We start from the raw sequence: 24,693 nt of genomic DNA, 5'->3' as shown, positions 1-24,693 counted from the left end.
AGTCGAAAGATTTGAGGCCTTTTGCATTTGGGGCTTTTTGTTAACGCTGTAAAGCAAATTATCTGATGCGCCCTACTGCGGCGGCATCTAAATCTTTCTCTATTATAGGTCCAATTTGGGCCATCCAATGGATAATTATCCCAATTCCGTCGATAATTTTGCACCAACCGTCTATTATTAAATTGGTTAATAAATAAAATAACTAATTTGCATTAGAGAATTTTGAGCATTACATAGCCCTACCTCATCATTCAGAGAAGCCAATACTAAAACAACCGATACGCCCCCTAATGAACATGCGCGAATTTTCAATCGAATGAAATTTTGTGTGAATTCGCTTGTACGCATTTAAAAGATTTTGAAATACCATTAGCAAAAACTAAAATATTTAAGATGGAAAAGACCAACACAAATTTCAACAGGCGTGCCTTTCTTAAAGCCTCGGCCCTTGCGGGAGGTGGGCTGCTGATCCATTTTAGTGCCCTTGGAAAATTAGGGCTTGCCGAAAGGGGCGTTGATGCCGGCGCTGCTGCAGAATGGAGCGAAATAACCGGTTACATCAAGATCACCGCAGATAATGTTATTAAAATTATTTGCCCCAACCCCGAGTTTGGGCAAAATGTAATGACATCTCTCCCGATGATGGTAGCCGAAGAACTGGATGTTGACTGGAAAAAGGTAGCGGTGGAGATGGGGCCGCATGATAACACTAAGTTAGGCCCGCAGTTTACCGGTGGCAGTAATTCCATGAGGATGTACTGGAAGCCGTTACGCCAGGCAGGTGCAGCTGCACGCAATATGCTGATGCAGGCCGCGGCGCAAAGCTGGGCGGTACCCGTTGAAGAAATAACAACCAAAGCCGGTGAAGTTTATCACGCAAAAAGTGGTAAGAAAGGGAGGTACGGCGATTTCGCCGCAAAGGCATCGGGCATCCCTGTACCTAAGGATGTAAAGCTAAAAGATGTAAAAAGCTTCAGCGTTGTGCGGCATTCGCAAAAAAACGTGGAGGGAACGAAGATCATCAGCGGGAAGCCGCTTTTTGGGTTGGATTACAAGCACGAGGGCATGCTCATTGCTATGGCTGTGCATCCGCCGGCTTTCGGGCTCAAACTAAAATCATTTGACGCAAGCCAGGCTTTAAAGTGCCCGGTATAAAAGATGTTTTCACCATCAAATTATATGAAGATGGATTTGAGCAGGGCGGGTTTGATACGCGCACTTTTAATGAATTGCTCGCGGTGGTTGGCAAAACCACCTGGGAGGTGATGCAAGCCCGTAAAAAACTCATAGTTGAATGGGAACCCGCCGGCGACACCAAAGATACCATGATGGGCAGAGGCGGGAAAAGGGAGGTTATTGTTCCGGGGGAGCTGGAAAGCACCGAAAAACAGTTGGAGAAGATGAAGCTGTATGCCAGTAAACCCGCCCAGCAATTAAGAAAGGACGGCGACTCGGAAACGGCTTTCAAGAATGCGGCCCAGATCATCGAGCGCACCTATAATGCCCCCTTCCTGGCGCATAACTGCATGGAACCAATGAACTTCTTTGCACATGTTACCGATGAAAAAGCGCTGCTGGTGGGCCCATTGCAAGCACCCGGCTGGACAGAACCCACACTCTCCAAAATTTTAAAGCTCCCTGCCGATAAGATCGAAATACAGATGACCCGTATGGGTGGCGGCTTTGGCCGCAGGGCATACGGGCATTACCTTACAGAAGCGGCACTGATCTCTAAACGGGCAAAAGCGCCTGTTAAACTCATCTATAGCCGCGAAGACGATACCACCTATGGTATTTACCGCCCAATGTACACTGCTACCTATCGTGCGGCATTAGACGCTAACAAAAACCTTATTGGGTTTCACGTTAAAGGCGGCGGTATACCCGAAAACGCCATTCATGCAAACAGGTTCCCGGCGGGTGCAGTGGATAATTACCTTGCCGAGGGCTGGGAGATCGCATCCAATATCACCATAGGTGCATTCAGGGCGCCAAGATCTAATTTCAATGCTGCCGCAGAACAATCTTTCCTGGATGAATTAGCCGAAGCAATGGGTAAAGACCCGATGACTTTAGGTTGGAATTGTTGAAAAGGGCGAAAGAAAACCCCGTTGGTAAGAATAACGAATATGATGCCGACCGATATGCGGGCGTGTTGAAATTGGTTAAAGAAAAATCGGGCTGGAACGGGCCCGAACAAAAGAAGTTCAGCCGCGGCGTTGCTGCCTATTTCTGCCATAATTCCTATGCGGCCCATGTAGTGGATATGACCACCAAAGAAGGGCAGCCTTATGTAGAAAGAGTATTTAGCGCTATAGATTGCGGAATAGTTATTAACCCCGATGCCGCAACCAATATGGTACAGGGTGCGGTTGTTGACGGTATAGGGAATTCCCTGTACGGCGGACTTACGCACAAGAACGGCGCGGTACAGGAAAACAACTTCCACACCTACAGGATCATCCGCATGCACGAAGCACCTAAAAAGGTAGAGGTGCACTTTGTTAAAAATGACATTGACCCAACCGGCTTAGGCGAGCCGCCCTTCCCGCCGGTGTTTGGGGCGGTGGCTAATGCCTTGTATAAAGCTTCGGGCAAGCGTTTCTATCAGCAACCTTTTTCGTCACCGCAGCCCGAAATGCCTGCTGTTTAACTAATTAATCTTTTTTCAACCATAACATTAAAATTATGATCACTCTAAATATTAATAAGAAAACCTACCATGTTGGCGCAGAACCCGACACACCTTTACTTTGGGTGCTTAGAGATCATGTTGGCCTTGTGGGTACAAAGTATGGCTGTGGGGTGGCGCAATGCGGTGCATGCGTAGTGCATTTAAATGGTGAGGCTGTGCGGTCATGCGTTACAAAAGTAAGCCGCGCCGAGGGAAAGAAAGTAGTAACCATAGAGGGCCTTTCGGCAACTAACACTCACCCCTTGCAAAAGGCATGGCTGGAGTTGGATGTTTCTCAATGCGGGTATTGCCAGGCCGGGCAGATCATGTCTGCTGCTGTGTTGCTTAAAGAAAAAGCTAAACCTACCGATAAGGATATTGATGATGCCATGGCGGGTAATATTTGCCGTTGTGGTACTTATTTGCGCATTCGGGAGGCCATCCATTTAGCCGCTGAATTGCAGGGAAAGGGGGAAACAAAGTAATGAACAAGCGCCGCGTTTTTATCGTTACCGGGTTATTATGTGCGATGGTAGGCATAATGGCTTTTACCCTAAATAAGGACAATTATCCAAAAGTTGCCCGTGCATCAGCTTTGCCTGCGATTAAAAAAGACAGTGTTGCTTCTGTAACAGCCTTTAAACAGGTTTACACCGTACTGATGAGTGCGCGCTGTATGTAATTGTCATCCTGCGGGGAACATACCATTACAGGGCGACGATAGCCATTTGCATACCATGCTGCCTAAAAGAGGTGTTGACGGAAAAGGCGTTTACGCCATGAAGTGTGCCAACTGCCATCAGCCCACCAATACTGCGGGATTACATGCTCCTCCCGGTAACCCCGACTGGCACCTGCCGCCAGCAAACATGAAAATGGTTTTCCAGGGCAGAACGCCGCGCCAATTGGCTAAGCAACTGGTAGACCCGAAACAAAATGGCAACAAGGATATGAAAAAGCTCATAGCGCATGCTGATGACGGCCTGGTGCTAACCGGTTGGAACCCGGGCGAAGGGCCTACCTTGCCTCCGATGAGCCATGCCGCATTCAAAAAAGCCTGGTTAACCTGGCTTAATAACGGGGCTTATGCTCCGGCGGATAAATAAGAATGGTTGTTCACCACCGGTTCTAAAACTAAGCCGTTATGATTTTCGTAACGGCTTTTTCTTTGCCGCCTCATTGCTGAATTGTGCAAGATTGTCGGGCCGGATCTATCAATTATCGGTTACATTATTTTTCCATCAGCACTAACCCTAACTATAGTGCCTATATAGTGATAATCGTAAACATCTACTTTACTGGCCATAAATAACGAACTACCATCTTTTAACTTCTTTACGATCACGGGCCAACTGTTAGAGCAACAGCTATAGCCGCCGTTGCTGTACTGTATGCCATCTAATGGGAAGTACCATTTTCTCGCTCCTGTTTCACTGTATCCGGCCATCGAAACGCTAAATCCGTTAGAGTATTCATTCTGCAGCGCTATTATATCGCCATTATTGATCACGCTTGATGAAGCCAAATTGGTAGTTAATTTACGATCCAGAAACATTCTTGCAGATGAAAAGACGAAAATACCCCTGGTATTACCCGGCGTCACAATATAATTACCGGTTTTGCCTAAGTCAACATTTACCATACCGAAGTTCCCTGTGTTTAACGCCGCTTCGATACTGGTGGAGCTTGTTACCAGGCCCGTGGAGCTTAATTTTACAAGGCATACCGAGTCGCAAGCATCGCAATAATAATTAGGCGAAGGTGTTGCCGGCTTTATACCTGCTATGGTATAGCCATCGGTTTCTGTAAGAACGTTGTAGGTGTTTTTTAAAAGTAATGCCGCAGAAAACAAGCGGTTCCATACCACATTTCCATTCCCGTCGGTTTTGATTATAGCGGTTCTTGGTTGTACATTTCCGTATATATCCACTATGACATTTTTTGAGCCGGCTAAAATAAAACCCTGGTCTGCCGTTTGTTTTGCACTTACTAAGTTTTCAATCTCAATAGGTTTCGACCAAAGTATCACACCTTCTGCGCTGATCTTGATAAGGTTGTTCTGGTCAGCCCCTCCTGTTGTGTTACCAATACAAATGTAAGCGTTATCAGAGCACTTCTCAATGGAGCTTAGTTTAACGTTAGCGGCCAGCGTTTTAATGTTTTTTTGACGAAAATCTTTATCAAGCGTTATTAAAAAATACGAAGGTACTGTGGGAAAGGTATTCTTATCAGCGGAAAAGCCCAAAAACAAAAAGTCGCCGTCGCCTTTTTCAACAATGTCTATAGGGTTTACGCTTTTACCTGCCCACTCAAATTCACGCTGCCCGGCTATCACGCTTAACCGTGTTTGAGTGGTATCAAAGGCCTGGTCCGCCTTGTTAGTTATTAACCTTACGGTATAAATTCCACCTGATTTATAACTGTGTACCGGATGCCTTAGCTGCGATTTTTCGCCATCACCAAAATCCCAGGTATATGTGATGTTGTTGGCCGAGTCGGACTGGTTTTTAAAGTAGAAATTAGAGTCGATAACGGCAACAGTATTATTTTGCCTGCCATTAAATCGTCTATCGAAAACCTGAGTACTGAACTTGCTACTGGGTGCGGTTACTTCTATGGTTTCCTTTTCAATAACAATTTTATCTGTTTTTTTGCAACCAGTGTACCAGGTAAAAGCTATTAAACAGATTGCTAATACAGGAAATAACTTTTTGATGTGCACAATATTATAATTTAATTTTTTCTATAAATATTACAGCCTTATAGCCATATACATTTTCGGTACTTACACAGATCAGGGAGTCATCATCCCTGAAAAGTTTTAAAGGCTGCAACTTTGTAACGTAACTTTTTAAGACGGTTTTAGCAGGGTAACTGATTGCTGTTATAGATTTATTTGACAATTCAGAACAGTAGATTATCGTTCCCGGTTGATTAAAAGCGAAATCGGTATAATTGGTGCCGTAGTAGTTAAGGTCACTTTCAAACGTTAGGTCGCTGGTGTAAACTGTTCCATGTGATCCTGTAATAAACTTTTTACCATCGGGGAATGATTTGAGAATGGTTGGATCAAGATTATGGTCTCCGTGGTACTTGTCTTCAAACTTAACTATAGGTTTTCCGTCATTATCAAGCTTAAAATAAGTAAGCTGCGTAGGGGTTATGTTAAATGTTATATCAATAAATTCCGATGATCCTTCGAGATTAAGTAAATGGGTGTTATCGTAATAGGCTGTTCGGCCAATGAGTTTTTTTGTTTTTCGGTCGTATATTTTTACGTTATTCTCATAGGAATATGTTTGCGATCTCTCTGTTGCCGAAACCGCTATTTTATCGCCAAATACAGCCGCCGACGCAACATTTTCACCACCTACAAATATTTTATCGGTAACGGTTAGCGTTGCAGCATCTATAATAAAAAGCCAGCCATCAACTGTAGGTGCATATATTTCCGTCTTGCTATCTATAAGGCCCATCGCCGCGTATCCCAGGCCAATATCAAGGCTAAGCTTTTTTAGTGGTTTGTCGGCAGCATAATCGTAGGAATTAATGGTACCGGCTACGTTATCAAACAAAAAAATAACGTTTGCCTGTTTGTCGATCAACGCGTGCGAAACCTTGGTGTTTAAGTAAGCGTCTTTTCTGCTGTAAGTAAGATTTGCCGAAACATATTCGATTTTAGAATCTTGAGTATACGAGGCCGTTATTGTGAAAGACGCATCCGGTATCCTCGGAATGTTAGTTACGGTATAACTTGTCGAATCTGCATTTTTATCACTTTTTGAGTATTAACATACTCAAAAACACCGCCCTGAAATATTCTTGTTGATTGGGTTAAGATGTACTCTTTAAAGCCCGGATAGTTAATCTTACTCCACTTTAAAGTTAAGGTAGAGTCATTTACAATTTTGTCAATAGCAATGCTGATAGCGGTTGGTTTACGAATTACAGTTATCTCGGTTTCTGTTTTTTTTACTATTACTTCTTTATTGCAGCCCCAGATAAGGGCACTTAGCACAATAAACATTAAATAAACCGGGTGTTTCATGATAAGGTATAGATACAAACAAATGTATTGAATGAGCTACGAAATAGCAAACGGTAAACGTTAGTACCCAGTTAATGTAAGGTAAACTTATCTGTCTGTCTTTCACCTTTCTTCGAAACACAGTAGATAGTAAACGCAAATCCGAAATTATGAGGCCAGTCAATCACCCCCCTCTTTCCTCGTTTTGGCTACAAATGCCCGCAATTAGCCTACAAGCGCATACCGGCACCTCTCCACCTTTGTTTTATTAAATAATTAAAAACATTGTGTTATGGAAAATCAAAAAGGAAATAAAGTTTGGTTCATTACCGGTTCGTCTCGCGGGTTTGGACGCGTTTGGGCGGATGCTGCATTGAAACGTGGCGATAAAGTGGCGGCTACTGCCCGCAACGTGGATAGCATAGCCGACCTGAAAGAAAAATATGGCGAAAGCGTATTAACTCTGGCGCTCGACGTAACCCGGCCCGAGCAGGTAAAAGCGGCCGTGGAACAGGCGCATGCTCACTTTGGAAGACTGGATATTGTATTGAACAACGCCGGCTATTCCTTAGTTGGCACCATTGAAGAGGCCGGCGCGGATGATATCCGGGCACTTTACGAAACCAATATTATCGGCCCGGTATCTGTTATCCAGGCTGCGTTACCGCTGTTGCGGAAACAAGGCGGCGGCCATATACTGGGAACCTCGAGTAACCTTGGACACGTTACGCTGCCGGTTATCGGCTACTATTGTTCATCCAAATGGGCATTTGAGGCTATACACGAAAGCCTGGCCGCAGAAGTTAAGGCTTTTGGTATAAAGGTAACTATTATTGAGCCGGGGGCGTATGCTACGGAGTTTGGCAGCCAGGGGTCTCTGAAGTTTGCGACCGGCCAGGATATCTACGCTGATTTTAAGGCCGGTTTTTTTGATAGCTTAAAAACGATGGAGCGAGGCGACCCCGAAGCTACTCCCGAAGCACTCTTTAAGATAGTTGATGCAGAAAATCCACCGCTACGTTTCTTCTTAGGGAGCCATTGTTTGCCCTGGGTGCGCAACGCCTATGCAGAACGCTTAGCTACGTGGGATGCCTGGACGAATGTTTCTAATTCGGCGCAAGGCATCTCAAAGTAAAAAAGGACCCAGAGTTGAGAAGCGGCTTGGTAAACCATAAATGATAACCGATATTTAAAATATTATCGGTTATCATTTTAAAATGGAATGAGATATGAAAAAAGAAGAAAATGATCTTTTTAAAATAGAATCGCTATCCGCAGCGCACCGGATGTTTGGTTTGCCTAAACCCTTGCATCCGCTGATAAGCCTCATTAATGGGGCGCATGCACAAGTGGAGATTCCAAAACTGCCTCAATACCATGTGCTGGGCTTTTATAAGATATCCTATAAGCCAAAAATCGGCGGCAAATTAAAGTATGGCCAGAGTTATTATGATTTTGATGAGGGTGGCTTACTCTTCGCCTCGCCGGGGCAGGTAATTGGCAGTAACGACAATGACGCCAGCGTATGTTCGGAATATACACTGCTTATCCATCCCGATTTCTTTTTGGGCTACCCGCTGGCCAAAAACATTAAACAGTACGGCTTCTTTTCTTATTCTACTAACGAAACCCTCCATCTTTCGGAAGATGAGAAAGCAACTATCATAGAGGTTTTTAAAATGATAGAGAACGAGCTGAAGGGCCGGATAGATGATTTTAGCCAGGATGTTGTTATCTCGCAAATTGAGTTGTTGATGAATTACGCCAACCGGTTTTATAAACGCCAGTTCATTACCCGCAAAGCGGTGAATAACGATCTGCTACAGAAGCTGGAAGAAGTGTTGAATTTATATTTTAACAACGAAATCGCGTTAACGCAGGGGTTACCCACAGTGGGGTACCTGGCAGAAAAGCTGAACCTTTCACCAAGTTATTTGAGCGACATGCTGCGGTCGCTGACCGGGCAGAACGCACAGCAGCACATTCACGATCAACTCATTGAAAAAGCGAAGGAAAAGCTATCAACCACTAATTTATCGGTAAGCGAGGTTGCCTATGTTTTAGGCTTCGAACATTCGCAATCGTTCAGTAAGCTATTCAAAACCAAAACAAATCTTTCGCCGGTGCAATTTAGAAAGAGCTTCTTTTTATCGTAGAGGGGAGTCAGGCTTGAACACTCAAATTAGCCACGGACATCGATAGATCGTTATTTCGCCACCAGGGCTTCTCCCTCAAATACCACACCCGGCCAGCCATGGGCCATAAACTGCCTGATGTTTTGATGATCTGTAGCGGTAGGGTTGGCCAGTACCGATTGGTAGTGTTCGGCAAATAAGTAAAGCGTATCCACCGCGCTTAAGTTATTTATTTGGGCGAAAGCAAAAACCTTTGCACTACCCTGGTTTTGTGTCGACTCGTTATAGGCTTCGCCGTTTTTAAACGCTGTTGGCTGGTGCTTGTAATAGGTTTCTATAAATTCAATAACGGCGCTAAAAGCAATGGTGTTTTTCTTTAAGCCCGAAATTAAGGTGAGTAGTTGTTCTTTCATGGAGCACAATATTTGCCCGAAAATAGAATAAATATTCTTTTTGATACAAAAGGCAAAAACTAATGTAGCGGGTTTTGAGGTTGTAGAGGCCTGTCATTCCTTTTCGGCCGACCACCTGCCCGGGTGTTCAATTGAACCATCGCTCGATCCTGTCCAGATGCCCGTCATAACCCTGCCGTTGGCCGTTACATCCATGGTATACAAAACGCTTTCGATATTGCCGCTTATAATCACCGATTTCATGGTCAGCACTTTTGTATTTACATTGTATTCGCCGGTAATGCTATCCGTACCATCTGCGCTGCCATCTACCGCATGCCATAAAAAAAGCCCGGTATACTTGTTTTCGCCGCCTTCCTGTTTCAGGGTGAAAGAGCCTGTCCAGTGCCGGCCATCGTTACCAAGCGCGCTGGTAATATTCCATTTGCCTGCGAGGGATGGTTGGGGCGCCGATTTTGAACCGCATGAAACAATCAATTGTGCCATTAGTACAGCTAAAAGAATTTTTACAATGCGCATAGCGGTTGGGTTTAAAATATTGATTTATAGGATAAAGATAGGTAAACCAACATGCCATTGTAATCACGTACTGGAAATATATTTTCACCCCCAAGGCTATTACCCCGGAAAACAGCAAAGCCTCAAACCAAAGATCTGAGGCTTTGCTGCGGGGCATTTTTTATAACTATTAATCGGGATCTATAAATTTTATTTAAGCACAGGTATATTGATATAGCTATCGTTAAACCACTTTATCTGCAATGGTGTTTTGGCATCTTTTATACTTTCGTTGCTCACGTTTTTGCCGGTGCCGTAATTGATCTGTTCGAAAGGGCTTTTGTTAATATTAAGTACAATTACAATTTTGCTGCCTTTGCCTAAGCGCCTGCTGGTGATATAGGTATTGGTAAATGGGATACTCTCCACTTGCCCGGGCCTCAGCAACCGGCGCTTTTCGGTGCTTGTTGCATAACTGGCCCTACCCATAAAGTACGACAGGAAGAAATACTTCCCATCGGGCATTTGCTCAAACAGCAGCACGTGGTAATCCATATCCTTTTTGTTGATCAGGGTTTTTAACAAGCCCGAGAAGGCTCCGCTGATGGTTAACGGTTTAGTTAGCACATCGCTGGTGAAAACCAGTCCGCTGGTGTTCAGGCTATCATAAATTATCTGGTTCTCGTAATAATAACTACTCAAACCATCGCGATTGGCAAAGTCTATCTTTTGTGGCATAAAGGATTTTCTTAGCGGCTTGATGGCGGAAAGATGCTTGTTATCGAGATAGAGCTTCAATGTATCGGTACTCATTTGTTGTAGCGAGGGTACATGCCGCCACTCGTTACCGCCCATCACTTCAAAATTAAAGTGATCCTTTAGTATTGCCGGTTTCGGCTTGTTTTTAAACACATAATCGAACCATTGGTAGATCACCTCGTGGATATTTATCCGCGCAGCACTATCAATACGATAGCCGTTATAAACCGAATCCGGGTATCCCTGTGAGCCAAAGTGGCCGTAAGGGCCAATTAGCACGTATTGGTTTGCTTTGGGGTTATGCTTCATCAGTTCGCGGTAATAGTACATCCCGCCTATTTGCCCGCCATCGTAATAGCCCGTTGTTGTTAAAACCGGGATATTGATATTGGCGAACTCCTTTTTGTAAGGGATCATATCCTGCCAGTACTTATCGTAAGTAGGGTGGGCAACCCAGCGCTGAAACATGTGGTTAGTACCCCTGCCGGTTAAACTGTCCAGCGAGCGGTAGGCATGGCCGTCGTTATACCATTTCCAGTACAGGTCGCCCCATTGCGGGCCGCGGTAATCCTTTTCGTCGAGGAATTTATTGTTGCTGGTGTAATACGTCCAGGGGAACACAAAGCTCATTTGCACGTTGTTGGTCATGGGTACATCCAGCCCTGGCGCTACCGCTGCCGATGGCACAATGGTTTTAAGCGCGAGATGCAGTTTCTTAGTAGCCGCCCATTGGGTAAAGCCGTTGTAGCTGCCGCCGTACATGCCCACCCGGCCATCGCTCCAGGGCTGTTTGCTTATCCAGTCTATTACATCGTAGGCATCCCGGCCATCGGTTTCGTAAGCCAGCACCTCGCCCGGGCTGTTCCACTTGCCACGGCTGTAGGCTATTACACCAACGTAGTCTTTATCAGCGGCCTCCTGTATTTTCAGCGTGTCGCTGCGGCGGGCGTATATAGTAAACTGGAGAATAGTGGGAAGCTTCTCTGTTACGCCTTTTTTGCGGACGGTCATCACGGTAACCAGTGCGCCGTCGCGGGTTTTCAAGAGGATGCTATCGCGGATATATTGCCCCTTAGCCGGTTGGTTTTGTGCCGATGCCATCTTGCAGAAAACAAGGCATAGCAGTAGCAGGGAGAATGTTTTTCTCATCATTTTAATGGTGTTAATGTGTATTTATTATTTTTATTTATCTGCGGCCCAAAGCTTGAATTTTACCGATTGCCGTTCGGAAACCTCCAGTTCGGTGCCTGTATGAAGGGTTATTTTTAAGCGGTTGCCGGTATTTTTCCCAACCTCGCGGATGTGTTTTCGGTTGACGATCTGTGCCCGGTTTATCCTGAAGAACAGCTCGCCGTCCAGCCGGCCCTCCAATTGGTTAAGCGAGCTTTTCAGAAACACGTTTTTTTCACCGTAAAAGATCCGGGCATAATTATCCATCGATTCGATAAGGTGTACCGAACTCCACTGGATTAAATGGTACTGCTGCCGGTCTTTCACAAATATTTGCCCGGCGGCATCCGGGCTGTTCACCCTTTGTCTTACCTGTGCTAGGGCTTTTTCAAAGCGTTCCTGGCGGATGGGTTTCAGCAGGTAATCCAAAGCGCTAACCTCAAATGCCTTAACGGCATACTGGTCATAGGCGGTGGTAAATATAACCAGCGGGACATGCTCCAGCGATTCGAGCAGGTCAAACCCCGATCGTTCGGGCATCTGGATATCCAGGAACAGCAGGTCGGGCTTTAGCGATATTATCTTTTCTGAGGCTTCATCTGCATTGGAAGCCTCGCCGACTAATTCAAAATTAGGGTAGTTGGCTAATAAGCGCTTTATTTCGTTCCGCGCGGCGCGCTCGTCATCAATGATCAATGCCCGTATCTTTTTCATGCCAACGGTATTTTAATGGTTGCCGATACCGTTCCGCCTGTTTCATTGATGTTAAAAGCGGCTGCATTTTGATAATGAAGCTGCAGGCGTTCATTCAGGTTCTTCAAACCCAAACCATGAGATTCCGCGGCTGGCGTAAATTTACCGGGGTTGCTCACGGTTATGTTTAAATAGCCATCAACTTTCAGGATATGGATGGCTATCAACCCGCCGTTTTTTTGCTTGCTGATGCCATGCTTAACGGCATTTTCGGTGAGGGTTTGAATACTTAAGCGGGGAAGCAGGATGTTCTGCGAAAGATCATCATCAGCTATATGGTATTGCAAACGCTCTTCAAAACGCAGTTTTTCAAGCTCAAGGTAATCTCGCACAAGTCCGAGTTCTTCTTTTAAGCTTATCAATTGCTTATCGCCATGATAAAGGGAGCTTCTTAGCAATTCTGAGAGCAGGTCTATAGCCCTTCGAGCGGAAGTGGGGTCATCACTAATTAAGGCTTTAATATTATTAAGCGAATTGAACAGGAAGTGGGGGTTAAGCTGCGCCGACAGGTTGTTTAACTGTGCATCGCGCGTGATCACAGCCAGCCGGCCATTTTCTTTGGCAATGCTGATCTCGCGCTGCGAATAATGGTACAGGTGATAGGCCAGCAGCCAGATAGACATCAGCCTGATGCCCGCCACCAGGATGCCATCGCGATAAAAATCAAAAAACTCCCCAAAGGGTCTCGAAATATCGGGCTGCAGCCATAACCGTATGTAGTAAATTTTTACGGATGTTACCAGCAGGTAAACCAGCCCCAATACCAAAACGGCCGGCACCAGCCTTGGCAGTAATTTATTTAAGCCCAGGTTTTGCCAGCCCCTGCTTAGGGCGAAATTGCGGTACAAATGCGTGATGAGGATATAGATAAAAACATCGGTACTAAACTGTATTACACCCAGCATCCAGTTAAATCCTTTTGGACTATATCCGGCATATCCCCAGTATAACGCGGCAATCGACCAGCCAATAAGCTGGCATTTCCAGTAAAGCGATATAGTGATGCTCCTTTTCAATTTGTTGCGGATGATTTACATACCAAAGCAACAAAAACTATTATATAGTTAAAGCATAAAGTACATGAGTGCAGCATTTATGGGGATTAGCGCGGCGAATAGGAGGCTACGGTACAAGCCGTAGCCCGAAATCCCTACTTTTTCGGCGCCGTAGCTTTTAATGCTTTATGATATTCATCCAGGCATTTATTAAGCGGCTGGCCTTTTTTGTGGATGCAATCGCAAAAATCGTAACAAGCTTTTGGGTTAGCGCTCACCCGGCATTGGCCCGCACATTCGGGCAGGGTGTTGCGGGGCATAATATCAAATATGTTGGTAAGTGCCAGCACCACCATAGCGACGGTTGCCACCACGCCGGCAAAAAAGGCTATCGGGAACCTATTGCTAATCGCTTTTACGGTCGGCTTCTGGTTGTGATTGAACGGGAAAATGAATTTTAGCTTATCGTAATTCCAGCACAAAAGATACAGGTTTGCCAGCACCATTAATGGCGATGAAAGCAGCGAACCCTCAAAGCGCACCGCCAGCGACAGGATACAAATGTTCAATATAATGGGAAAATAGAGCAACGCACCCAAAACCACCGTTCGGGGAATGAGTAACAGGATGGCTGCCGTTACCTGCAGCACACCAATAAATGTGTAATAGCCTGTATGGTGTAGGGCCTCCAAATAATTACCCATGGGGTGATTATTGGATAGATCGGTAAACCGCTCGCCCATAATTTTTACAAAGCCGGATGGTAGAAAGCCAGCCGCCAGCGCAATGCGGTTAAAAACGGCAAAGTACCGCAGCCACCGGTTTGCCTTTGCGCCGGCGTGCAGCCGATCAAGTTTTGAGGAAATACGCATAGTTTAAATTAGGTGAAGACCGCCCGTGTTTCTGTTCGTTCGGCTTAATGCCACAAAGTGCCAACCAGCCCCAAAACAATCCCCATCCATAGGCCAATGATAATTCCGATAACGCTTACCACGTAGGCTAACGCAGTTCTCCAGCCTCCGCGATAGCGCAGAAAATCCATTATATAATAAAATACACCACCGGCCGCACCGGCTAACGGTACGATAACCAATGGCCGGATCATCCAATACTGTCCCCACTCCGGTCTGGGGTGGTTAACGCCTATCAAAAAGATGGAGATGATAATAAGGCCTACGCCGGCGCCGATCAGCATGAGCTTACCCAATGGGAATGGATGGATAGCTGTTGTTTCTAAATTTTTTGTTGGTGTCATAACTATGGGTTTACGTATTTGTGAATAACTTTTTTAAACGAGCAAAGAACTTTATAAGGCAAAGTAAATAAAAGAACTTTGAATTTCAAAGTGTTTATTGAAAATAGTTTGCTGTTAATTGTAAATGTTTAATAATTAGCTGTTTGAGGTTGGTTAACGCCCAATCTTCGCACAGTTTAAAAAGCAGGTAGAAACCCCTGATTTTAAAATAATTGATGCTATTGACTAATATGCTGTGTATGTTTACATCACACACCTACTGATATGGATGCAAATTTATCAACACTTGAACCCCCTGTAACCGTTTGTACAGGCGATTATTTGGATACGCTGCTACATGGTCCACATAATTCATCTGCTATGGATACGGAGTTAAAGAAGATAAATGCGCATGTAATACAGGAGGAAGCGTTGATGATGAGGCTGCTCACTTCAATCGGTATAACGCTTTTTGTGGTAATACTTGTTTGTCTGTTTTATTTACCCGGGATAGCCGCAATGGGGGTTGTTGCTTTCCCACGTTAATTCAGCGAGTCGCTTTTTCTATTGACGATGTTAAGCTTGGGGGCACATTAATATATACTAAGTGCCGGCTGAAAAACAAGAAAGCCCTAAATCTGCAAGATTTAGGGCTTTTCTGCGTTATGGTCGGTTACAGGGCCGCTAATAAGCGGAGTTGAATATTATCCAAAGTACCCAAACCAGTCAAAAAAGGGTTACCTTACAAGTACTCAATCGACATATCAAAAAAATGTTTAGCACAGTTTTTTTCAGAAATTTATGGTGTGTTGTTGTTTTTATGATGAGTAGCGTTATTGCGCATGCTCAACCGGGACCATATACTGGAACACTTAAGTTCCGGTTATTTTATAAGGGAAATCTTGTTGAGCAAAACGATAGCACCTGGCATATCAGCCCGGCATTGGAAGACCCTCGCTTTGCCTCAATAAAATACATCAATAGCTATTACCATATTATACCCCGAAAAACACCCGTTGGTGGTGATGTGCCTGCTAATTTTTGTTTTTCGATAGTGCATTTAAATGATAGCATGGTGGTGTACGTCCCAGAGTTTGCTTACAAGCGCGAGGTTGTTTTGGATAGTCTCTCTTTTAGCAGGGGGATTTACCATATTCCCGACCATCTGTATGACCTGAAAGGGCTTTTTAAAAACGAAAAACATAGCCGATTTTTCCCCAATATCGATAGCACATGGCAACCGTTTACGAATCGTACATATGAGTGTTACCTCGAAAAAGTAGAGAATATAGATCAAATAAGTGATGAATCTTTTTCCTCACTGGGCAACGTTTCCAACTTTAGAGATATGCATCTTTATAGAGCCCCGAATAATCAGCTCTACTATTATCGCAACAATGCAATTCTGAGTAGCGTCAACAATCGTCAATTTATTGTTTACAAGGTTTGCGAAATAACAGACAGTACGTTTTGGGGCACTAAAATGGAATCCCCTTTTGTTTCATCCCTTTTTCAAAAGAATGGCCAGCTTTATGCTATTGCCGCCCGTAAGTACAACGCCGACGGCATATACAGTTCATATGGAATCTTTAAAGTGCATTTTATTAAAACAAAGGTTGATACTACATTACGAAGGTATTTAACGGGTAAACTCTATAATGACCTTTACCAGATAGCGATGAGTAATGAATATATAAATGAGCGACGCAAGAGACAGGTCTCACAGCTATTTAAAAAATTAAAATTATGAGCCGGGGAGTTAAGGTTGCAATAGGGCTTTTGGGCGTATTACTGGTCGCTTATGGAGCGCAGCTGCTTTCTTATAAGGATAGTAAAGGTAGTCCTGATAAGAGATTGAGCCAGAATGGTGCCGTATTACCAATACTAAATGAAAACGGGCCGTTGTTGATAACCACAGCGGCCGACGCTATTTTGCTCAAGACATACCAAATGGAAATTCTGCGCTCCAACCTAAGCGACGATGGAGATACGGCATCTACCCTTACGGATGTTGATGTTGAAAAACAGGCCGAAGAAATAAATATGGATGTTAGAAAAGGTAAAGTATGCTATGCGCCGGGTAATAACTTTAAGCTATTTAATTTTGAATTGGAGAATTGCGGCGGTACTTGTTTTTCAAGTTGGATTACATTTGTGCATTTTAAATGGCATAACAAAGAGTTTGTTAAATCGCTGGAAACCATGTCGGTTGATACAATATACCAATTGCCCGACGGCAAGTTTCTGCTCCTCGAAAGCGGTTTCGAACATCCAATACAGGCTTATTACGCAGTACGCCGAGCGGCAAAAGTAATTTCTTTTCTTAAAGATTCGATTTTGGTTCACCCGATCAGCTATCATGGAACTAATGGATTTACATTTCGTCACGACGACGACAATCAGCCCAGAATCAATACTTATATTAAATACAGCCCGCAGGAACAAACTCTTACTTATCAGTATATCAGCAACAACAGTTACTTCGGTAATGCAAAAAATATTGATTCATTGCGGCGAGGAACTTTTAGCTACCAAAATGGCCATTTTGAGTTTCAGTCTGAAAAGATTAGCGTACGTGAATTTTAAAAGGCCTCAAATCTTTCAATTTAAGGCCTTATAAGCAATAATCTAAAGCAAAATTTGCTATTTCAAATTCTCCGCAAAAAAATCTATAGTACGTTTCCAGGCGAGTTCTGCTGCGGTTTTATCATAACGCGGGGTAGTATCGTTATGGAAGCCGTGGTTTACGTTCTCGTAAACAAAGGCCTGGTATTTTTTACCGTTCTCTTTTAGGGCTGCCTCGTAGGCCGGTGCACCCGCCATTATCCGGGTATCCAATGATGCGTTATGGATCATCAGCGGCGCATTAATTTTAGGCACATCTGCCGCTGCTGGCTGGCTGCCATAAAATGGCACAGCTGCTGCCAGATCGGGCACGCGTACGGCCATCATGTTGGATATGCCGCCGCCATAGCAAAAGCCCACCACACCAACTTTGCCATTGCAATCTTTATGGGCCTTAAGGTAATTGTATGCCGCTATAAAATCTTCCTCCATTTCGCCTTTATCGCGCTTGCTTTGCATTTCGCGCCCGGCATCATCATTGCCGGGGTAGCCGCCCAGCGGTGTAAGTGCATCCGGCGCAAGAGAAATAAAGCCGGCCAGCGCGGCCCTTCTGCCTACATCTTCAATGTAAGGGTTTAGGCCACGGTTCTCGTGTACCACAATAACGCCGCCCAGCTTCTTTTTAGCATCAATAGGTTTTGAGAGCAACCCTTTGATGCTGCCGCCTCCTTTTGGCGAGGGGTAGGTGATGTATTCTGATTTTAAGCGCGGGTCATCTGCCGTTACTTGTATTTTTGTTTTGTAATCGGGCATCAGAAAACTCATTAGCGCCGGCACGGTTAACCCGCCAACGGCATACAGAGATAGTTTTTGCACAAATACGCGCCGGTCGAGCCGGTTGTGCGCGTAATCATCATACAGGTCAAACACTTCCTGTTTAATGTCTTCTTTGTTGATCTGGCTCATCGTTATTGGTTTTATTCAAATGTAAGTATTCGGGCCAATGGCTTGCTAACCAAATAGTAACAGTATCGTTACGTATAAAGTTTTGATGTTATTTTCAGCGGATCGATGCGGTGAAGAAATGCTTGCTTTACTACTTTTTAGTATATTCACCCAGTAACACAATTCGCCCATGAAGAAAACCCTCACCCTTAGCCTGCTCGTGCTGTCGGCAGCAAGTTTTGCGCAGCAAAAACCGCTAATTGGCTTTACGCCGGCATCATCGGCCAAACAAATAGCCTCCGAAAAAACCTACGACGCGGCCTTGAGCGCCCAGCGCATTGGCGAAACCATAAAAGCGCTGTCGGCCTACCCGCACAACTTAGGTTCGCCCGGAAGCAAGGCCGTAGCTGATAAAATTTTGGCGATGTATAAAAGCTACGGACTGGATGCGCATCTCGAAACCTACACCGTGCTGTTCCCATCACCAAAAACAAGGGTATTGGAGCTAACAGGGCCAACAGCCTATACGGCGTTGTTAAAAGAGCCAGCATTAGCAGAGGACGGTACATCGGCGCAAGCCAACCAGCTACCAACCTATAATGCCTGGAGCGCCGATGGCGACGTAAGCGGACAGCTTGTATTTGTAAATTACGGCCTGCCCGATGATTATATTAAGCTGGCCTCGATGGGGATAGATGTAAAAGGAAAGATCGTGATAGCCAAGTATGGCCGGTCGTGGCGGGGGATTAAGCCGAAGGTGGCTTATGAGCACGGCGCTATCGGCTGCATCATTTATTCGGACCCAGCCGACGATGGCTATTCTGCCGGCGACGTTTATCCGAAGGGGGCTTATAAGAACGAGTTCGGCGTACAGCGCGGCTCGGTGATGGATATGGTGCTTTACCCCGGCGATCCGCTTACACCCGGCGTGGGCGCTACCAAAGATGCCAAACGCTTAAACAAGGATGATGCTACTACCATATTAAAAATACCGGTGCTTCCTATCAGCTATCACGATGCGCAACCCCTGCTGGCCGCATTGGATGGACCCGTGGCCCCGGATGGATGGGCCGGGTCGTTGCCTATAACTTATCACATTGGCGGCGGTAAGGCCATGGTGCATTTAAAACTGGCGTTTAATTGGGATATGGTGCCTGCTTATAACGTAGTCGCGAAAATTAAAGGCTCGGCCTACCCGGATGAGTGGGTGATGCGCGGTAACCACCACGATGCCTGGGTAAACGGCGCCAACGACCCTATTAGCGGGCAGGCAGCTATGCTGGAAGAAGCCCGCGCCCTTGGCGAATTACTTAAAACCGGCTGGAAACCTAAGCGCAGCATTATCTATTGCTCCTGGGATGGCGAAGAGCCGGGGCTGATAGGTTCCACAGAATTTGCGGAAGGCCACGATAAAGAGATCCAGCAAAAAGCGGTAGTGTATATCAACTCGGATAGTAACGGCCGGGGCTTTTTGGGTGCCGGCGGCTCGCAGGCGCTGGAAAGTTTTGTAGATGAAGTAACGCAGGGCGTAACAGACCCGCAAACCAAAGTAAGCGTTTTCGACCGCAAAAAGGCGATGCAGCTGGTTAACGCATCTTCCACCGGCGATAAAAAAGAGATCATGGAGCGCAAGGGTCAAAAACTGGAAGCGCTGGGTTCCGGCTCGGATTTCTCGTCATTTCTGCAGCATTTGGGCATCACCACGCTCGATCTTGGTTTCGGCGGCGAGGATGGCGGCGGCGAATACCACTCCATTTACGATTCTTTTGATGATTACAGGCGCTTTAAAGATCCTGATTTTGTTTACGGTGTAGCGCTTGCCCAAACCGCCGGTCACTCGGTACTACGCATGGCCAATGCCGAGGTGCTCCCCTTCGATTTCAGAAGCTTGCAGGCCACCATCAGCAAATACGCCACGGAGTTGAGCAAACTGACGGATGATACCCGCGAGACAACAAAAATGGATAACCAGCTCGTCGCGGCCAATTACTATAACCTTGCTGCCGACCCAATCCGGCAATACAAGGCCCCGTTAGCTAAAGATACCGTGCCCGCCATTGATTTTAAAGCACTTACCGGCGCGTTGGATTCCTTAAAGAAAAGTGCCGACAAACTGGCCGCTTACTGGAGCGCCGCCGTACTTAAAGATGGTGACCATGATAAACTGAACAAGCTGCTATACCAGGCCGAGCAGCAATTGTTAACCGCCGAAGGCTTGCCGCGCAGAGGCTGGTATAAGCATACCATTTATGCCCCTGGCTTTTACACCGGTTACGGCGTAAAAACGCTTCCCGGCATTCGCGAGGCTATTGAACAACGCAACTGGGAAGAAGCGAAACAACAGATCACCGTGGTATCGGCGAGGATAAATGCATTGGCAACCTACCTGAGCGACGGGGCGAAATAGTTGGCAACTCTTTTAAAATCGATGTAGCAATTTGCCTTGCTGCTGCGTAATTGTATTAAATACAACTATATGAAGCGTTTCCTGCCTATCCTTTTGCTTATCGTTTTAGCTGTTACTGCCTGTAAAAAAGAAAATTCCATAAAAGAAACGACGGGTCCGGATCCTATCCCGCCAAAACTAATATCCAGCGATACGCTTACCACGGGCGGGCAATGGGGTATCGCTATGGGGCAAACCAGCGCCGAGATCTATGCAAAAGTACAGGCCATGCGTAGTGAACGCGGCATCACCCATATGGGGATCGTTAATAATGTATACACCAACCTCGAGAGCCTGGAAAATAAAATACCACTGTACTCATCAGTTTATTTGGATGAAACAAAAGGAACCAGCACCGGCATCCAGCTCAATTTTGCCGATGATAAGGTGAATACCATATTTACCAATGATGGCGTGCAGCTAAATAGCTGGCCCGCCGGTAATGATGCAAGCGCTAAGGTGAGTGTTGGCAACCCGGTGGATGCGGTATATCAAAAGTTGGTTAACATTAAAAATCAGGGGACTTATGCTCATAAATTCGAGCGGATGTCTATCTTTTTTAAAGACGTAGCTAAAGCATACGACCCGCAGATGAGCGCTTCGCCGCAATGGTACTTTGGTACAATCCCAAGCAATAAGCGCTACAATTTTGTGCAGTATATTTTTACAGCAGGTAAGCTCAGCGCTATTTATTCCACCGTTTACGAGATCCGGTAAAGCCGCTCGCTGTGGAAATGTAGCCAGTTTACAGCCTATGCCTGTTTGCGTTTAGCCGTTAAATATTTGCGCAGGGGCATATCAAAAACTACCATTACCAGCCAGGCAAAACCCAACAAGAGCAGCATACTAATGGGGATAATATATTCCAGCTGGCTTACCGATGGTTTATACTTGGTGTTATAGTTGGCGAAGATCCAGATAAAGGTATAGTGCGTCATGTACAGCGGGTAAGAAATATTGCCCGAGAAGATACAGATCTTGGTTAACCCGGGTTTAAGCGTAGCTCCGGCCCCTAATGAAACAAGCAAAGGGAAATAAACCAGTACAACCAATGGCTCGGTTAACCAGTTCCAGCTGCCAAAAGGCATTACAAATGCCAGAAACAACAGCACCGCCAATCCTAAAAAGCCAAGCCTGTTTTTGATAATGATGTTATAGCGGTAAACAAGTAAACCTGCCAAGAATGAATAGGCTATGCGGATCCCGCCGTCCCAAAAGGTGCCGCCACTCCAGCCGCCCATTAAATTCCCCGAGTGGCTGGCCACATAGAAAATGCCGGCCGCGGCTAATAGCGCGGGCAATATCAGCCATTTACGGTTAAGCCTGTATAGTACCAACGCATAAAGTATATTGGCTACATACTCCCAAAATAACGACCAGGCCGGCGCATTTAAGTTAAAGAGGTTGAAATACCGTTCTGCCACCACCGGGTAGGGAATCATTAAAAGGGAGCAAAGAAATATTAAGGTAATCTTACCTGCATTGTAAGCATCTGCCACGGCAACAATGGGATCGAAAAAAAAGCCAAGCAGCGCTAATACCGAACCTATAACAACCAGCGGATGTAAACGGATCAGCCTCGATTTAAAAAATTCCCATACGCCCATTTTGCCTATACGGTTATCATAGGCATAGCCAATAACAAAGCCCGATAAGCAAAAGAAAAAGTCGACCGCCAAAAAACCATGGCCGATAAAATTCTGGCTGTAGTCGGTATAAACTACTTCAATAAAATGAAATAGCACAACAGCGAGCGCCGCCACGCCGCGCATTCCATCAAGAATTTGGAAATGTTGTTTGCTTTTTAAGGTCTCCGGGCTCAGTGTGCTCATGTTTATAGGTATAGACGGAGCCAAAAGTATCATTAAAATTAAAACCCGCTGATAGAAAATCAACTTGGGGGTTTAAAAATGAGAGGATGTTTTATACTATTTTGTTTTAACGGCACGGCGTGCCAGGCTTTCCAACCGTTTTTTTGATTCGGCGTTACTTTTCCGGGCATTGGCAATCCAAACATCGAGTTGCTTATAGCCCGGGGTACCAGACCTGTAAGTTGTTGCTATGGGGCATTTGCCATCGGGGCACATCACCCAATCCAATTCGGTACGGGATGTATCTTTATCATAAAGGATCACCATGAAAGCGTCGCGGAGCTCGGCTTTAAAATCAAACAGGCCTTTTTTGGCGTTCTTCCCTTTTACCGGGCTTACCTTAACCATAAACAATTGCTGGGAAGTTAGCACCTCTCTTACCTTTTGATCGCCGAAAAGAGAATCAGCAGATACGGTATTTACCGGTGCTTTTACAGATCTATGAAAGGAACTCAATCCCAATGCAAGGCAGGTGGCTATAACACACAGCAGAAATGACTTCAGGAATATTTGACCGGTGATCTTCATGTGATAAATATAAGGAAGAGTAGCGGGCTTATTATTTCCGGTCTGAATATTTTGTATTTTTTTAAACACCCTGCTATTGAGCGCTTTGCCGATTGGTTTGTAACATAAAGTGTTGCAGGCTATCCTAATTGTATAAATTCGCATACCATGAACCTTAAATACATCACCTCCGCATTGCTCATTGGCTTATTATCTTTACCATACCTATCCCACGCACAAAACGCGGCGACACCCGATAGTATCGACGTTTTTGTAAAAACTAAAATGCAGCAGAAGCATATCCCCGCACTGCAGCTGGCTGTGGTAAGGCAAGGGAAGATCGTCAAGCTTAAAAGCTATGGTATTGCCAACCCCGAGAACGCTATCGCGGCTACCGATCAGAGCATCTTCTCCATCAATTCTATCACCAAAGCCTTTGTGGGTGTAGCGGTAATGCAATTAGCCGAAGAAGGGAAATTAAAAATCTCGGATCGGGTTTCTACTTATATAGATAGTCTACCGGCTGCATGGCAACAAATAACCATACAGCAGGTTTTAACCCATACATCGGGCTTGCCGGATATTTTGGATGAAACAGAACAAGTAATGGGCAATGGCGACGAACAAGCGGCCATGAAACAAGTAAAAGCCCTGCCGATGGAGTTTAAAACGGGCGAAAAGTTTGCCTATAATCAAACAGGCTATGTACTCATCGGGCAGATCATTACAAAGCTAAGCGGCATGCACTTCACAAAATTTATTGAGGAGAGGCAGTTTAAAGTGGCCGGGATGAAGCTGACAAGGTTTGGCGATTCGTTCGATATTATTCCTAACTCGGCGGGTGCCTATACCAATGTTAAGCACGTAGGGAACCGCTTCATCCGCAATAGCCCCGGCGTAGGTTACATGCAGTTTCCGGTGTTCTTCCGCACCGCTGCAGGCATTTTATCAACGGCTACAGATATGGGTAACTGGATAATTGCGCTTAAAAGCGGCAAGCTGTTAAAAAATGAAGCAAGCATCCAAGCCATGTGGCAGCCCGCTATTTTAAATAACGGCAAAATAGGCGGCTTTAACCAGCTTACTAATGGCTACGCGCTGGGCTGGCCAACGGTTACGCGTGAAGAGCACCCAGCTGTTGGCCCCGTTGGCGGCGGAAGAAACGCGGTGTTTGTTTATTTAAAAGATGACCTTTCTATTGTGGTGCTGAGCAACCTGATGGGCGCAAACCCAGAGCAATTTGTTGATGAGATTGCCGGATACTACATCCCCGAAATGCACGAGATCAATGGGTTTGGCTTATCGCCATCGGTAAAAAAACTACGTGCTGAATTGATAAAGCAAGGGTTTAGCAAAGCGATACCTATAGCTGTAAAACTGAAAAAACAAACACCAGACTTAGATTTGCAGGAAGATGAGCTGAATGGCTGGGGATACCAATTGCTTGGCCAGAAAAAGCCAGCAGAAGCGGTTGCCATATTTAAACTGAACACCGCTCTTTATCCAAAGAGCGCAAACGCTTACGATAGCCTGGGCGAAGCGCTTGAGATCACCGGGAATAATAAAGAATCGCTTTTAAACTATCAAAAGTCGCTGGCTTTAAACCCAGGTAACAAAAACGCCGCCGAAAGAATAAAGGCGCTTAGCAATTAATACCAAAACAAAAAATAGTGCAAGCAGGCATTCAACTTAGTTGGATGC

General features: G+C 45.3%; 27 protein-coding genes. 14 read left to right on the top strand and 13 right to left on the bottom strand.

Annotated elements, in window-relative coordinates:
- Positions 1-393 precede the first annotated feature (393 nt).
- Genes IDJ77_RS27600 through IDJ77_RS27580 form a run of 6 tightly spaced genes read left to right on the top strand, consistent with a single transcriptional unit; the run spans position 394 to position 3,780 of the window.
- The gene (locus IDJ77_RS27600) at positions 394-1,155 is read left to right on the top strand and encodes a molybdopterin cofactor-binding domain-containing protein (RefSeq protein ID WP_224750991.1); all 762 of its coding nucleotides are present in this window, start codon (positions 394-396) and stop codon (positions 1,153-1,155) included.
- Positions 1,143-2,090, top strand: coding sequence for a xanthine dehydrogenase family protein molybdopterin-binding subunit (locus IDJ77_RS27595; RefSeq protein ID WP_317174310.1), 948 nt, complete (start codon positions 1,143-1,145; stop codon positions 2,088-2,090). Before IDJ77_RS27600 ends, IDJ77_RS27595 begins: the two co-directional genes overlap by 13 nt.
- Entirely contained in the window at positions 2,087-2,653 is a 567-nt protein-coding gene (locus IDJ77_RS27590; protein ID WP_224750990.1) for a molybdopterin cofactor-binding domain-containing protein, read from the top strand. Before IDJ77_RS27595 ends, IDJ77_RS27590 begins: the two co-directional genes overlap by 4 nt.
- Positions 2,654-2,688: 35 nt before the next feature.
- Positions 2,689-3,159 (top strand): (2Fe-2S)-binding protein, encoded by a 471-nt coding sequence (locus IDJ77_RS05995; RefSeq protein WP_191188037.1) that lies wholly within the window; start codon positions 2,689-2,691, stop codon positions 3,157-3,159.
- A complete protein-coding gene (locus tag IDJ77_RS27585; protein ID WP_224750989.1) occupies positions 3,159-3,356 on the top strand; it encodes a hypothetical protein in 198 nt (65 codons plus the stop codon). The genes IDJ77_RS05995 and IDJ77_RS27585 overlap by 1 nt, the downstream gene beginning before the upstream one ends.
- A 55-nt stretch (positions 3,357-3,411) precedes the next feature.
- Positions 3,412-3,780: a hypothetical protein gene (locus IDJ77_RS27580; protein ID WP_224750988.1), complete on the top strand. Its 369-nt coding sequence runs from the start codon at positions 3,412-3,414 to the stop codon at positions 3,778-3,780.
- 119 nt (positions 3,781-3,899) lie between these two features.
- Here the strand turns inward: IDJ77_RS27580 and IDJ77_RS05985 are convergent, their stop codons facing one another.
- The 3 genes from IDJ77_RS05985 to IDJ77_RS05975 form a co-directional block, all read right to left on the bottom strand.
- Positions 3,900-5,396, bottom strand: a complete 1,497-nt coding sequence (locus IDJ77_RS05985; protein WP_191188036.1) for a PKD domain-containing protein — start codon at positions 5,394-5,396, stop codon at positions 3,900-3,902.
- A 4-nt stretch (positions 5,397-5,400) separates the two neighbouring features.
- Positions 5,401-6,279 carry a hypothetical protein gene (locus IDJ77_RS05980; protein WP_191188035.1) on the bottom strand — a complete coding sequence of 293 codons (879 nt, stop codon included), beginning with the start codon at positions 6,277-6,279 and terminating at the stop codon, positions 5,401-5,403.
- 137 nt (positions 6,280-6,416) lie between these two features.
- Positions 6,417-6,722 carry a hypothetical protein gene (locus tag IDJ77_RS05975; protein WP_191188034.1) on the bottom strand — a complete coding sequence of 102 codons (306 nt, stop codon included), beginning with the start codon at positions 6,720-6,722 and terminating at the stop codon, positions 6,417-6,419.
- 271 nt (positions 6,723-6,993) lie between these two features.
- Between IDJ77_RS05975 and IDJ77_RS05970 the strand changes: the two genes are divergently transcribed.
- Both IDJ77_RS05970 and IDJ77_RS05965 read left to right on the top strand, forming a co-directional pair.
- Entirely contained in the window at positions 6,994-7,836 is an 843-nt protein-coding gene (locus tag IDJ77_RS05970; RefSeq protein WP_191188033.1) for an SDR family NAD(P)-dependent oxidoreductase, read from the top strand.
- Positions 7,837-7,930: 94 nt separating this feature from the next.
- Entirely contained in the window at positions 7,931-8,857 is a 927-nt protein-coding gene (locus IDJ77_RS05965; RefSeq protein WP_191188032.1) for a helix-turn-helix domain-containing protein, read from the top strand.
- Between the two features lie 50 nt (positions 8,858-8,907).
- On the opposite strand, the gene IDJ77_RS05960 is transcribed toward IDJ77_RS05965, so the two are convergent.
- The 7 genes from IDJ77_RS05960 to IDJ77_RS05930 all read right to left on the bottom strand — a co-directional run bounded on the left by IDJ77_RS05960 (position 8,908) and on the right by IDJ77_RS05930 (position 14,679).
- Positions 8,908-9,249 carry a HopJ type III effector protein gene (locus IDJ77_RS05960; protein ID WP_191188031.1) on the bottom strand — a complete coding sequence of 114 codons (342 nt, stop codon included), beginning with the start codon at positions 9,247-9,249 and terminating at the stop codon, positions 8,908-8,910.
- Between the two features lie 93 nt (positions 9,250-9,342).
- Positions 9,343-9,768 (bottom strand): hypothetical protein, encoded by a 426-nt coding sequence (locus tag IDJ77_RS05955; protein WP_191188030.1) that lies wholly within the window; start codon positions 9,766-9,768, stop codon positions 9,343-9,345.
- A 189-nt stretch (positions 9,769-9,957) separates the two neighbouring features.
- Positions 9,958-11,658, bottom strand: coding sequence for a CocE/NonD family hydrolase (locus IDJ77_RS05950; protein ID WP_191188029.1), 1,701 nt, complete (start codon positions 11,656-11,658; stop codon positions 9,958-9,960).
- A gap of 30 nt (positions 11,659-11,688) precedes the next feature.
- Complete coding sequence (locus IDJ77_RS05945; RefSeq protein ID WP_191188028.1) at positions 11,689-12,390, bottom strand: LytR/AlgR family response regulator transcription factor; 702 nt, start codon at positions 12,388-12,390, stop codon at positions 11,689-11,691.
- Entirely contained in the window at positions 12,387-13,445 is a 1,059-nt protein-coding gene (locus IDJ77_RS05940) for a sensor histidine kinase (protein ID WP_191188027.1), read from the bottom strand. Before IDJ77_RS05940 ends, IDJ77_RS05945 begins: the two co-directional genes overlap by 4 nt.
- Before the next feature lie 134 nt (positions 13,446-13,579).
- On the bottom strand, positions 13,580-14,296 hold the full coding sequence (locus IDJ77_RS05935) for a DoxX family protein (RefSeq protein WP_191188026.1): 717 nt from the start codon (positions 14,294-14,296) through the stop codon (positions 13,580-13,582).
- Positions 14,297-14,340: 44 nt separating this feature from the next.
- The gene (locus IDJ77_RS05930; RefSeq protein WP_224750987.1) at positions 14,341-14,679 is read right to left on the bottom strand and encodes a hypothetical protein; all 339 of its coding nucleotides are present in this window, start codon (positions 14,677-14,679) and stop codon (positions 14,341-14,343) included.
- 264 nt (positions 14,680-14,943) lie between these two features.
- Here IDJ77_RS05930 and IDJ77_RS05925 point away from each other — a divergent pair, with 264 nt between their 5' ends.
- The 3 genes from IDJ77_RS05925 to IDJ77_RS05915 all read left to right on the top strand — a co-directional run bounded on the left by IDJ77_RS05925 (position 14,944) and on the right by IDJ77_RS05915 (position 17,244).
- Positions 14,944-15,204, top strand: coding sequence for a hypothetical protein (locus tag IDJ77_RS05925; RefSeq protein ID WP_191188025.1), 261 nt, complete (start codon positions 14,944-14,946; stop codon positions 15,202-15,204).
- A gap of 151 nt (positions 15,205-15,355) precedes the next feature.
- A complete protein-coding gene (locus IDJ77_RS05920; RefSeq protein WP_191188024.1) occupies positions 15,356-16,408 on the top strand; it encodes a hypothetical protein in 1,053 nt (350 codons plus the stop codon).
- Positions 16,405-17,244, top strand: coding sequence for a hypothetical protein (locus tag IDJ77_RS05915; protein ID WP_191188023.1), 840 nt, complete (start codon positions 16,405-16,407; stop codon positions 17,242-17,244). Before IDJ77_RS05920 ends, IDJ77_RS05915 begins: the two co-directional genes overlap by 4 nt.
- A gap of 57 nt (positions 17,245-17,301) precedes the next feature.
- On the opposite strand, the gene IDJ77_RS05910 is transcribed toward IDJ77_RS05915, so the two are convergent.
- Positions 17,302-18,189 (bottom strand): dienelactone hydrolase family protein, encoded by an 888-nt coding sequence (locus IDJ77_RS05910; protein WP_191188022.1) that lies wholly within the window; start codon positions 18,187-18,189, stop codon positions 17,302-17,304.
- A 169-nt stretch (positions 18,190-18,358) separates the two neighbouring features.
- On the opposite strand from IDJ77_RS05910, the gene IDJ77_RS05905 reads away from it, so the two are divergent.
- Positions 18,359-20,575 carry a transferrin receptor-like dimerization domain-containing protein gene (locus IDJ77_RS05905; protein ID WP_191188021.1) on the top strand — a complete coding sequence of 739 codons (2,217 nt, stop codon included), beginning with the start codon at positions 18,359-18,361 and terminating at the stop codon, positions 20,573-20,575.
- Positions 20,576-20,644: 69 nt separating this feature from the next.
- The gene (locus IDJ77_RS05900) at positions 20,645-21,331 is read left to right on the top strand and encodes a hypothetical protein (protein ID WP_191188020.1); all 687 of its coding nucleotides are present in this window, start codon (positions 20,645-20,647) and stop codon (positions 21,329-21,331) included.
- A 35-nt stretch (positions 21,332-21,366) separates the two neighbouring features.
- Here IDJ77_RS05900 and IDJ77_RS05895 read toward each other — a convergent pair whose 3' ends face one another.
- Both IDJ77_RS05895 and IDJ77_RS05890 read right to left on the bottom strand, forming a co-directional pair.
- Positions 21,367-22,446: an acyltransferase family protein gene (locus tag IDJ77_RS05895; protein ID WP_191188019.1), complete on the bottom strand. Its 1,080-nt coding sequence runs from the start codon at positions 22,444-22,446 to the stop codon at positions 21,367-21,369.
- 96 nt (positions 22,447-22,542) lie between these two features.
- Positions 22,543-23,013, bottom strand: a complete 471-nt coding sequence (locus tag IDJ77_RS05890) for a hypothetical protein (protein ID WP_191188018.1) — start codon at positions 23,011-23,013, stop codon at positions 22,543-22,545.
- A 147-nt stretch (positions 23,014-23,160) separates the two neighbouring features.
- Between IDJ77_RS05890 and IDJ77_RS05885 the strand changes: the two genes are divergently transcribed.
- Positions 23,161-24,645 (top strand): serine hydrolase domain-containing protein, encoded by a 1,485-nt coding sequence (locus IDJ77_RS05885; protein ID WP_191188017.1) that lies wholly within the window; start codon positions 23,161-23,163, stop codon positions 24,643-24,645.
- Positions 24,646-24,693: the final 48 nt, after the last annotated feature.

The sequence above is a fragment of the Mucilaginibacter pankratovii genome (genome assembly GCF_014773265.1).
GTDB classification, from domain to species: Bacteria; Bacteroidota; Bacteroidia; order Sphingobacteriales; family Sphingobacteriaceae; genus Mucilaginibacter; species Mucilaginibacter pankratovii.
The sequence above is the reverse complement of the archived record's forward strand: the minus strand, read 5'-3'. Positions and strand labels throughout refer to the sequence as shown.